This is a genomic window from Clostridiales bacterium (assembly GCA_012512255.1).
Taxonomy (GTDB): domain Bacteria; phylum Bacillota; class Clostridia; order Christensenellales; family DUVY01; genus DUVY01.
Genome location: JAAZDJ010000015.1, coordinates 1 through 10,073, shown reverse-complemented (window position 1 = coordinate 10,073; position 10,073 = coordinate 1). Strand labels below are relative to the sequence as shown.

The 10,073-nt window shown below is 39.8% G+C and carries 9 protein-coding genes; 4 read left to right on the top strand and 5 right to left on the bottom strand.

Features of this window, described 5'->3' with window-relative positions; genetic code table 11:
- Window positions 1-717 (top strand): cation-translocating P-type ATPase (locus tag GX756_00660; GenBank protein ID NLC16381.1); only part of this gene is annotated, 717 nt, incomplete at its 5' end.
- Window positions 718-808: 91 nt separating this feature from the next.
- On the opposite strand, the gene GX756_00655 is transcribed toward GX756_00660, so the two are convergent.
- Window positions 809-2,413, bottom strand: a complete 1,605-nt coding sequence (locus GX756_00655; protein NLC16380.1) for a hypothetical protein — start codon at window positions 2,411-2,413, stop codon at window positions 809-811.
- A gap of 149 nt (window positions 2,414-2,562) precedes the next feature.
- Here GX756_00655 and GX756_00650 point away from each other — a divergent pair, with 149 nt between their 5' ends.
- Window positions 2,563-2,733: a hypothetical protein gene (locus tag GX756_00650; protein NLC16379.1), complete on the top strand. Its 171-nt coding sequence runs from the start codon at window positions 2,563-2,565 to the stop codon at window positions 2,731-2,733.
- A gap of 410 nt (window positions 2,734-3,143) precedes the next feature.
- Window positions 3,144-4,025 (top strand): ParB/RepB/Spo0J family partition protein, encoded by an 882-nt coding sequence (locus GX756_00645; protein ID NLC16378.1) that lies wholly within the window; start codon window positions 3,144-3,146, stop codon window positions 4,023-4,025.
- Between the two features lie 58 nt (window positions 4,026-4,083).
- Here the strand turns inward: GX756_00645 and yyaC are convergent, their stop codons facing one another.
- On the bottom strand, window positions 4,084-4,650 hold the full coding sequence (gene yyaC, locus GX756_00640; protein ID NLC16377.1) for a spore protease YyaC: 567 nt from the start codon (window positions 4,648-4,650) through the stop codon (window positions 4,084-4,086).
- A gap of 83 nt (window positions 4,651-4,733) precedes the next feature.
- On the opposite strand from yyaC, the gene GX756_00635 reads away from it, so the two are divergent.
- Complete coding sequence (locus GX756_00635) at window positions 4,734-5,471, top strand: hypothetical protein (GenBank protein ID NLC16376.1); 738 nt, start codon at window positions 4,734-4,736, stop codon at window positions 5,469-5,471.
- Between the two features lie 885 nt (window positions 5,472-6,356).
- Here GX756_00635 and GX756_00630 read toward each other — a convergent pair.
- From GX756_00630 to mnmG, 3 genes are all read right to left on the bottom strand, one after another.
- Complete coding sequence (locus GX756_00630) at window positions 6,357-7,169, bottom strand: ParA family protein (GenBank protein NLC16375.1); 813 nt, start codon at window positions 7,167-7,169, stop codon at window positions 6,357-6,359.
- Window positions 7,170-7,286: 117 nt separating this feature from the next.
- Window positions 7,287-7,946, bottom strand: a complete 660-nt coding sequence (gene rsmG / locus GX756_00625) for a 16S rRNA (guanine(527)-N(7))-methyltransferase RsmG (GenBank protein NLC16374.1) — start codon at window positions 7,944-7,946, stop codon at window positions 7,287-7,289.
- Entirely contained in the window at window positions 7,943-9,808 is a 1,866-nt protein-coding gene (gene mnmG / locus GX756_00620; GenBank protein NLC16373.1) for a tRNA uridine-5-carboxymethylaminomethyl(34) synthesis enzyme MnmG, read from the bottom strand. Before mnmG ends, rsmG begins: the two co-directional genes overlap by 4 nt.
- Between the last annotated feature and the right edge of the window lie 265 nt (window positions 9,809-10,073).

Here is a 10,073-nt window from a genome sequence, read left to right as displayed (position 1 = left end):
GTTAAGACCCAAACCAAAGATTATGCGATATTGGCGGGCAGTTACGAGTTTTTGCAAAATAACGGCTTAAAAGTTCCCAGATATTCCCAAACGGCAATTTATATAGCCAAAGAAAACGAGTATATAGGCGCTATAATTTTGGAAGATAAAATCAAGCCTGAGGCCAAAGAAAGCGTGGCGCGCCTCAAAAAGCTGGGCGTTAAAAATACCGTAATGATCACGGGCGATAACGCCGAAATCGCCTTAAGCGTAAGCCAAAAAACCGGTATTGACGCCTACCATGCCAAATGCCTGCCCGAAAACAAGCTAAATATAGTAAGCGAGTATATAAACAAAGGACACAAAACGGCCTTTGTGGGCGAGGGCATTAACGATGTGCTGGCGATTTCGCGCGCCGATATAGGCGTGTCAATGGGAATTTCGGGAAGCGATGTCTCAGTGGAATCGGCCGATATGGTAATTATGAACGACAACCTAAACGCTTTGCCGGCTATGTTGTCCTTGGCAAAATATGTCAAAAAAATAGTCCTATTTAATATAATAATGGTTTTGGCGGTCAAACTGCTTGTAATGGTAATTAATTTTTTCCCGACGATGCAGTCGTTAATCTTGGCCGAGCTTGCGGACGTGGGAGTGGCGCTTGTTGCGGTATTAATCGCCCAGACAATTTTAAGGTTTGGCAAGCCAAAAAAACAAAAGCCGAAAGCTATTGCTTAAAATGAAAACACGCCCGCTTAAAAGCTATAATATAAACTTAAAAGCTATAATATAAAATAAAAAAACCGCCTTTTTGGGCGGTTTAATTTTTTTATTTGTCCTCGTCGTCAATCTCCGGATAATCCATTTTGGCAAGCCAGCCCAAATCCCACTCGGTTTTGGTGGCTGAGTTTAAATTTTGCAACCTTAGATAATTTTGGGTTTTGGCCAATACGGTAATTTCTTCTTGGTCGTTTTTGGGTATGGTTTGGGCAATTTGGTTTTCATTGGAAACATAAAAGATATATCCCGCGGCTATATCCACATTCAAAAAATCAACCTTTATATTTTTTTGGGCTAACTCTTGGTTTTGCTTGTCAAAATAGTTAATTTTATATAGCTTGACCGTAGTAAGATTGGGTTCTTCCTCGCTAGTGTAATCAATCACAAAATAGACGTTATTGCTGTCCGCGTATAATATTTTTGTTTTTTGGTTGTAAATAACTTCAGCGGCCTCTTCGCCCGCACGGTATAAAACCATGCTAGAACCTTTAGACGCGAGCGCCAAGTAATCGTTAGGTCTATTTATTACGCCGTAAACTTCGTCAGGAAAATCGCCCGAAGGCTCGTAAAATATTATATTCTGTTTTGATTGGGTTTGCTCGGCGTCAAAATCGGTATAATCTTGCGAAAAATAATATTTATTGGCGGTATTTTGATAACCTTCAACAAAATAAAGCAAATGGCCTTGGGAAACCTTATTTAAAGTCACGGTCATGCCCGATAAAATTTTGGTTCTTTGGCTTCCGTCCGGCCTTACCCTTTCGGTTATATTTCCGAAGTTTTCAGAATCAATTTCTAATTCAATATCCCGCGTATAATATATAAAATCTTCGGGCATGTCTTGGGATATGCCTTTGTAGTAAACATCTTTTTGGGGTAAAATCGCGCCCGTTACTTTTTCGGCCAATACTTTGGGTTTATTTGCTTTTTTATCGTTTATTTCCACGCTATAAATTTTTTGCTCGCTTGCCTCGTAAAATACCGCGTATACCTTGCCATTGAATTTATAATATCCATAAACGGGTTTTTGGGAAGCGCTTTTGGATGTGTATATATACTGCGTGTTTTTGCCGTCTATGCGCGTGCGGAAAAAATCCACCAATTCGTATTGGATATTGCCTTTTTTGTCTTTTTTGGTAGTGGGCGTTGCGTAATAAATATAATCGTCTATGATATAAATTCCGCCAAAAATATTGCCACCGTTTGTGACCAGTTTGGAAACAACCGGGCTTACTTTGATTTGTTGTCTTGTTTGTTCCTCATCGTCTTCGTCAAAATAGGTCTTTTCTTCCGTTACAAATCCGCTGAACTCATCGTCAAATTCGTTAGAACTGTTGTCGTAAGTCGTATATTTGCCGTAATAGTCGTTTATTTCTATATCTTGTCCTTTGGTTAGTTTGGAGTAATATATGCCGCCTTTTTCAACCTTTCCCCAAATATTATTCTTGCCGTCAGCGTCTTCGATGGACTTATATCCGTTGACAAAATATATAAAATCGCCCTTTTGCACGACTAGGCCGCCGTTGCTGGTTACGGCGTATTTTTGGTCGGGTATTTCTTTAACGTCAAACTCCGGATAATTTGGGCCGCATCCAAAAACGGCGCCAAAAACCATTATCAAAGCAATAAATATTATCAAGATCTTTTTTCTCATTTTGTCCACCACTTATTTTCAAAATGTAGGATATCAATTATGATAAATACGATACCTTAAATTATACATAAGCAATGTTTAATAGTCAAACAAAATATAACTTTAACAATATGGGTCGCTAAAAACATAAAATATAAAAGGGGTATTTTATGGTTAAGGCGCGCAAAAATTATAACAAAATCTTAAGGGAAATGAAGATAAACGATCCTTATAAAAATGATTTTTCATATTATAATGACATCGTGTCAAGGCACTTGAGATTGGCCGAATACATAAAAATTACACATAATAAAGACAACGATAAAAATCCCGATAAATAATTATATATTATTCTTATATAGTAGCAGTAGTAATAGTTGGGAGTTAAATTGTGGAAAACTACATAAAAAGCGCAATATATAATATTTATTTATTTTTTAATGCTTAGATATTGTGGTTTGGTTTTAATAACATTGTGTAAAACCTTGCGCCCAAATTAAACATTTTGTTAATTTTTATCAACATTTATAGGCAAAAATATGTTTATAAGTAGCAAAACAGCCTAAAATTTTTAATAATTTAAGTCAATTATAAATATTTATAATTAATTTATCCACATTTCCATACACATTGATAAACTTCAATGTGTAAGAATTTGTGGATTTTTTTATTTATACCGTCATAATTATTAAATATTGATAATTATCCTTTCTTGTGTTAAAATGTTTTTAAAAATTAGGAGTTTTAGACTATGTCAATTAGAAAAGGTTTAGGCCGCGGTCTGGACGCGCTTTTTAGCGATAACGATTATAGCGAAAGAGTAATAGATACCGCCAATCAAGAAGCTGAAACCGAGATAGAAATACATAAATTATTTCCCAACCCCAATCAGCCACGCAGATCTTTTGACGCGCAAAGCCTAAACGAGCTGGCAGATTCCATAAAAATTCACGGCGTCATTCAGCCTTTGATTGTAACCAAGCGGGAAGATAAATATATGATAATAGCGGGCGAAAGAAGATGGCGCGCGGCTAAAATAGCCGGCCTGTTAAAAGTGCCCGTAGTTATCAAAGACTATTCCGATCAAAAAATAAGCGAAATATCGCTAATAGAAAACCTCCAAAGGGAAGATCTAAACCCCATAGAAGCCGCAAGAGCGATCAAAAGGCTGATGGCTGAATATAATTACACCCAAGAAAAAGTGGCCGAAAGGTTGGGCAAAAGCCGTCCGGCTATCGCCAATACGCTGAGGCTTTTGACCTTAGACCAAGAAATAATAGAAATGATTTTGGACGGCAAATTAAGCGCAGGTCATGCTCGCGCGCTTTTAGGCATAGAGGATAAAGACCAGCAACTAAAATTCGCCAATGCCGCCATCCAAAAACAAATGTCAGTAAGGGATTTGGAAAACGCCGTAAAAAAATTATTGGCGCCCAAACCACAGACCAAACCAATTTTCGCTATGCGTCAAAGCATAGAGTTAAGGGAATTGATTTACGACATGCAAAGGGTGTTTGCCACCAAGGTTACGGTCTATGGCAACGAAAACAAAGGAAGGATTTATATAGATTATTTTTCCAGGGACGACCTGGACAGGATAAGCGAGCTTATAAATTCTTTTAAAAATAGATAAAAATTGTTTCACGTGAAACAATTTTCTAATCATTTTTTAATCTTTGTTTAATTATTAATTAATTGGACGCTGATATAATGTTATTACTTGGTCGGTATATTTTTTGGAGACTTACATGTATGCGCAGGCTTTTGTCAAGGGCTTGCGCGATTATATCGGCAAGTTTGAAAACATTACCCAATCTCGCTGTTTGAAAATCATTGCCGTTATCAGAGGCCACGCAGGCGGTTATTCCCAGATTGCCCGAACGGGGCAGGTTATGGCCCCAAAAAGAGCCGGGATATAACCCCGAGCCGACTTTGATAACGCCCACATCCTGCGGTTTTCCTACGCAGGCGTCGACCGCCCAAATTTTTTGGCCTGGATGGCGGGCCTTTATAAAGTCCAGCGTGCTTTCTAGATTTTTGGCCGTTACGGGCAAATCCAATGTCCCATAAACATAGCAAGGGGTGTTGTAAATATTGACCAGCAAATGCCCGCACAAAGGACCCAAGCAATCGCCTGTGACTTTGTCGCTGCCGATGCACAAAATGACGGGCAAGGAGCGGAAAGATCGCAACTTTTTCAGCAGCGTATCCGCCAAAGAATTGTTTGAGGATGTGGACGAAAAAGAGATGGTTTTCATAACGGTATATTTGGTCTGATATTAGGGAAGTATTCCCAAATATAGAAAAAAAATACATTTTAAAGGCATTGGAGGAGGTTTTTATGGCGCTTATTATTGATGGGATTGTAGTTGGCATATTGTTGATTTTCACGCTTTATGGAGCTTATAAAGGCGCTTTAAAGTCAATAACCTCGTTGTTTGGAACGACGATATCGTTAGGAATAGCCATTGTAATAGTGTTTTTCGCGGGCAATCAAATCTATCAAATACCTTTTATAAATAAGGTTTTTGCCGGAGATACCAACAGCTTGGCGTCCTTTTTGTCTTCCAAACTGCCTGATTTCAACGGAGTAACTATTGGAGCTACGCAAGAAGAAATTCAGGGGGCTATTGGCGGATTGTGGAGCGTTATCGTGCCCATGCTTATGAGTGTGATTGACAAAATGTCGGGGGGAGCCTATCACGGCATGACGATTAATTTCGCGTTGTCAAAGTTTTTCGCCCAAGCTATATTTTATGTGGTTTTGGCTTTGGTTATATTCTTGATTTTGAGGATAATCATAAGGACGCTTGAAAAAATTATTGATAAGATCAAAGGTCAAAAAACAATTAACGACATTGATAAGTTTTTTGGTCTGTTTGTAGGTTTTTTCAAAGGCGCGATTGCTGTTTCTATATTATTGGTAGTGTTTGGGCTGTTGCTTAATTTTTCGTTTATGGCGCCCGTAAAAGCTGCCTTTGAAAACACCTATATCGCCAAAGAAATAAGCAAGATTGTGTTCTTTATAATAAACCATTTCTTTAATACCGAAAGATTGCTGGGCGGATTGGTAGGTTAAGACATTAAAATTAAAAAATAAATAAACGCCGTTTGTTAAATAAAACGGCGTTTTTTTTGACGGGATAAAATTTTTTTAAAAATCGTTTTTTTAATAATGGATTTATCCTTTAATTTTTCGTTAAGTTTAAGAAGATCTAAACTCCCTTTAACGCCCGCCGCATCAGGCGCATTAAGCAAATTAATTTCTATATGCCCCGCCGTATGCTCCGTTGAGTTACTAGACGGCCTGCCGAAATATCTTTTGTCATCTTAAAAAAACGCTATACGCTTCGTCAACCTATTTTGCCAGCCTTTAAAGGCGCTTTTCGTATGAAAATAAAATTGTCTGCCATTTTTATCTCTAAGGTTAACAGGCAATCTTAGCCCGCTATGACGGTAAAATTTAAGCTTTTGATTTCAAGGTTTAGAATTTTTTTGTTAAAAAAGAAACAAAAAACGATTAAATCCCTTTTATAAAATTTATCAAAAAAAAATATTTAGTATAAAATAAAGCAGTGGGCAAACGCTTGTATCATTCTTCTTCATACGCGTCAATGGAGTATATATACGCATGGGAATATTGAGAAAAAATATCAGTCGGTTTCACCAATCTTAGACGCGCGCAAGGCGACATATTTATTGATTGAAAAATAAGTCAAAAAACTAAAAGATATAACGGCATAATAAAAAAACAAAAGAGTATAACAGTAGACGCTTTTCATAAAACAATCCCTTTCTAAATTATTTGGGTTGCTTTAGCTTGCTCTTTTGCTCTTTAGATCTCTTTATCGGTTTTTGTCTTAGAAATAATTTTTTATTAGATTTTATTTATTTCGCGAATAGAAATTCGGTATTAATAAAAAAAAGCCAAACAAATGTTTGGCAAAATTTTTTACTTTGGTTATCAATACTTCTTTTTCAAAACCGAAGGGTCTTCTATTTTTATGAAATTGTCGTTATTGCGCTTTAGGTATTCCTCGGTAAACGCTTGGTAAGCCAACGCGCCGGCGCATTTCGGGTCGTATTGCATAATGGGCAAGCCGTAGCTTGGCGCTTCGCCCAGCCTTACATTGCGGGGGATTTTTACTTCAAACACTTTGCTGCCGAAATATTTATAGATTTCGTCCGCCACGCTGTTGACAAGATTGGAACGGCCGTCAAACATGGTAAGCAAAACCCCGTCAATCTCTATGGTCGGATTGAGATGTTTTTTGACCAATTTTATCGTGTTCATTAATTGGCTTAAGCCTTCCAGGGCAAAGAATTCGCTTTGGATAGGGATTATTACGGAATCGCAAGCGGTGAGGGCGTTGATAGTGAGAAGCCCCAGCGAAGGCGGGCAATCTACGCAGATATAATCGTATGTGTTTTTGAGTTTGTTCAAAATGGCTTGAAGCAGTTTTTCTCTTTGTTCTATATTGACCATTTCAACTTCGGCGCCCGCCAGGTCTATATTGGAAGGAATGATATCAAGGTTGTCCACGCCCGTGGGCGCGATGACATCGTCTATGGGGCAATCGCCCATTAGCGCGTTGTATATAGATTTTGTCAGCTTGCTTTTTTCTATTCCCAAACCGCTGGTCGTATTGCCCTGCGGGTCCAAGTCCACCGCCAAAACCTTTTTGCCCATAGCGGTAAGATAGGCGGACATATTGATGCAAGTCGTGGTCTTGCCCACTCCGCCTTTTTGGTTGGTATAGGCAATTATCTTTCCCATAGCTTAAAAAAATCTCCTTGTCGTATCAATTAATTATAGCATAAATATATTTTAGATACAAATACAATAATTAATGGACAATAACATAAACGACAAAAAATTCAAAAATTTGCAAATCTAAAGCGGATTTTTTCGCGGTTTGTTAAACGGGCGGGGGTATCCGTCAGGGGAAGGTTTGATTTTTTGTATCACGACCAGCTTTCTTTTTATGTCTTGTTCCAAATGAAATTCTATGATATTTTCAATTTGGCCGCCCAAAAAACCTATCGCGTTAAGCGCCGCGGACAACTCTTGGGATATATCTGATTTATAAAAAATGGCGCGCCCGCCAAGTATAAGATAGGGCAAAGCGTATTCGCATAATACGTTGAGCGGGGCGACGGCGCGCGCGAGCGCATAGTCAAAATCTTTGGTTTTTAAGTCTTCTACGCGGCAATGGGTCGCGCGGATGTCCGACAAGCCCAAGGATTTTATAATATGGTTAACAAAGTTAATTTTTTTGTTGGACGAGTCAATCAGCAAAAATTTTAAATCGGGCCTTAACAGTTTTAGCGGAATGGACGGAAAGCCCGCGCCGCAGCCTATGTCCAAAACATAAGATTGGGGCGCTAAAAAATCGCAAGCCGCCGCGCTGTCCAAAAAGTGCTTGAGATAGACATCTTTTTTTTCGGTAATGGCGGTAAGGTTGACTTTTTGGTTGCGCTTTATAAGCTCGTTATAAAAAACCTCAAAACGCCCGTCTTGATTGATTTTTTGTTTTAAAACATCCAAATTCATTTTTTGGTCTTTATATAAAGCAGCAAGACATTGATATCGGCCGGATTGACGCCGCTTATCCTTGAGGCTTGACCCAAGGTCAGAGGCCGTATTTTTTGCAACTTTTGCCTTGCTTCTATTCTAAGCCCTTTTAGCTTGTTATAGTCCAGGTCCTCGGGCAGCTTAAACTCTTCCAGCTTTTTGGCTTCTTCTATGCTTCTTTTCATCCGCGCGATGTAGCCCTCGTAGCGCGCGTCCAAAGAAACTTGATATATAACATCGTAACTAAAATCTTTAAGTTCGTTAAGTTGCGCGATTTGATGCAAGGGCAAATCGTCCCGCTTAAACAATTCTTTCAAAGTAACGCCCGATTTTAACGGTTTTTTTAATAACGGGTTTATAATTTTAGGGCTGAAAGTTTTATCAAGCAAAGAATTGAGTTTTTGGATTTGGTTTAGCTTGTCCAAATATTTTTGGTACCTTTCCTTAGCGGCTAGCCCGACATCGTAGCCTATTTGGGTAAGCCTTAGGTCCGCGTTGTCTTGGCGAAGATGCAGCCTAAACTCCGCGCGCGAAGTCATCATCCTGTAAGGCTCGTTGGTGCCCTTTGTGGTAAGGTCGTCTATCAAAACGCCTATATAGGCTTGGTCGCGCCTTAGCACCAAAGGGTCTTTGCCCCTTAACTTTAACGAAGCGTTGATGCCCGCCATCAGGCCTTGGGCGGCCGCTTCTTCGTAGCCGCTTGTGCCGTTTATCTGGCCGGCAAAATACAACCCGTCAATAAATTTGCTTTCCAGCGAAGGCTTTAGGGTAAGCGGGTCTATGCATTCGTATTCTATGGCGTAGGCGTCCCTCATAATTTGGGCGTTTTCCAAGCCCTCAATGCTCCTTATTATTTTTTCTTGGATATCCAAGGGCAAAGAGGTGCTCAGCCCCTGGAGATAAACCTCCACGGTGTTCAGTCCTTCGGGCTCCAAGAAAAATTGGTGGCGTTCCTTGTCCGCAAAGCGCATTACCTTGTCTTCAATTGCAGGGCAATATCTAGCGCCTATGCCCTCTATCAGCCCGCTATACATCGGCGCGAGGTGTATGTTTTGCCTGATTATTTGGTGGGTGCGCTCATTGGTGTAGCCCAAATAGCACGGCGCGCGGTCGTATTCTACCGAGTCCGACATAACCGAAAAGGTGTACCACGGCTCGCCATGCTGAATTTCCAGCTTGGAATAATCTATTGTTTTGCCGTTGACGCGCGGGGGCGTGCCCGTTTTAAAGCGTCTTGTGGCATGGCCAATTTTATTAATGCTATCCGAAAGGTATTCGACGCGCGCAAACCCCGAAGGCCCTTGCTTTTGGATAATGTCGCCGATGATTATGTGCGATTTTAGATAAACGCCGGTCGCCACTATTACGGCTTTGGCGTAATAAATTTGGCCAAGCAGGGTCTTAACGCCGATTATTTTTTTGTTTTCCACGATAAGCTCTACGGCTTCGGCTTGGCGCAATCTCAAGTTGGGCGTATTTTCCAGTGTTGATTTCATATTGGTATGGTATCGGTTTTTGTCTATTTGCGCCCTTAGCGATTGAACGGCCGCGCCCTTGCTTTGATTGAGCATCCTAAGCTGTATCAAGGACTTGTCGGCCTCTATGCCCATCTGTCCGCCCAGCGCGTCTATTTCTCTTACAAGATGGCCTTTGGAAGTGCCGCCGATAGAAGGATTGCACGCTAAAAGCCCGATAGATTCCAAATTAAGAATCAGCATGCAGGTCTTATGGCCTGTCCTAGCGCAGGCCAGCGCCGCCTCGGCGGCTGCGTGCCCGCCGCCTATGACCACGACATCAAAACGGTAATCTTGTTCGTATTCGTTATACGGTCTTTGGGTCATTTATATCAAATCCTTTATATAGGTTTTTTTAGTAGTATTGATAAAAAAAAACAAATAACGCAAATTATATTAACCCTATGAATTTTAATGCAATATGGATTTTAACGCAAGCATTAACAATATTCGGTCTAATTATGATTATAATATATAATCCCTAAAACTAAAAAAACAATTAAGCCAAAAAAAGCGCCCAAACAGCAGCGTCCATAAATTTTAATTATTTTTGTAATGGATTTCAAATTTTTTGGTGTTTTGGTCGTATTCG

What these genes read in the sequence shown, in the direction of transcription:
- GX756_00655 (NLC16380.1), bottom strand. Translation starts at nt 2,413, where the DNA reads ATGAGAAAAAAGATCTTGATAATATTTATTGCTTTGATAATGGTTTTT.
- GX756_00650 (NLC16379.1), top strand. Translation starts at nt 2,563, where the DNA reads ATGGTTAAGGCGCGCAAAAATTATAACAAAATCTTAAGGGAAATGAAG.
- GX756_00645 (NLC16378.1), top strand. Translation starts at nt 3,144, where the DNA reads ATGTCAATTAGAAAAGGTTTAGGCCGCGGTCTGGACGCGCTTTTTAGC.
- yyaC (NLC16377.1), bottom strand. Translation starts at nt 4,650, where the DNA reads ATGAAAACCATCTCTTTTTCGTCCACATCCTCAAACAATTCTTTGGCG.
- GX756_00635 (NLC16376.1), top strand. Translation starts at nt 4,734, where the DNA reads ATGGCGCTTATTATTGATGGGATTGTAGTTGGCATATTGTTGATTTTC.
- GX756_00630 (NLC16375.1), bottom strand. Translation starts at nt 7,169, where the DNA reads ATGGGAAAGATAATTGCCTATACCAACCAAAAAGGCGGAGTGGGCAAG.
- rsmG (NLC16374.1), bottom strand. Translation starts at nt 7,946, where the DNA reads ATGAATTTGGATGTTTTAAAACAAAAAATCAATCAAGACGGGCGTTTT.
- mnmG (NLC16373.1), bottom strand. Translation starts at nt 9,808, where the DNA reads ATGACCCAAAGACCGTATAACGAATACGAACAAGATTACCGTTTTGAT.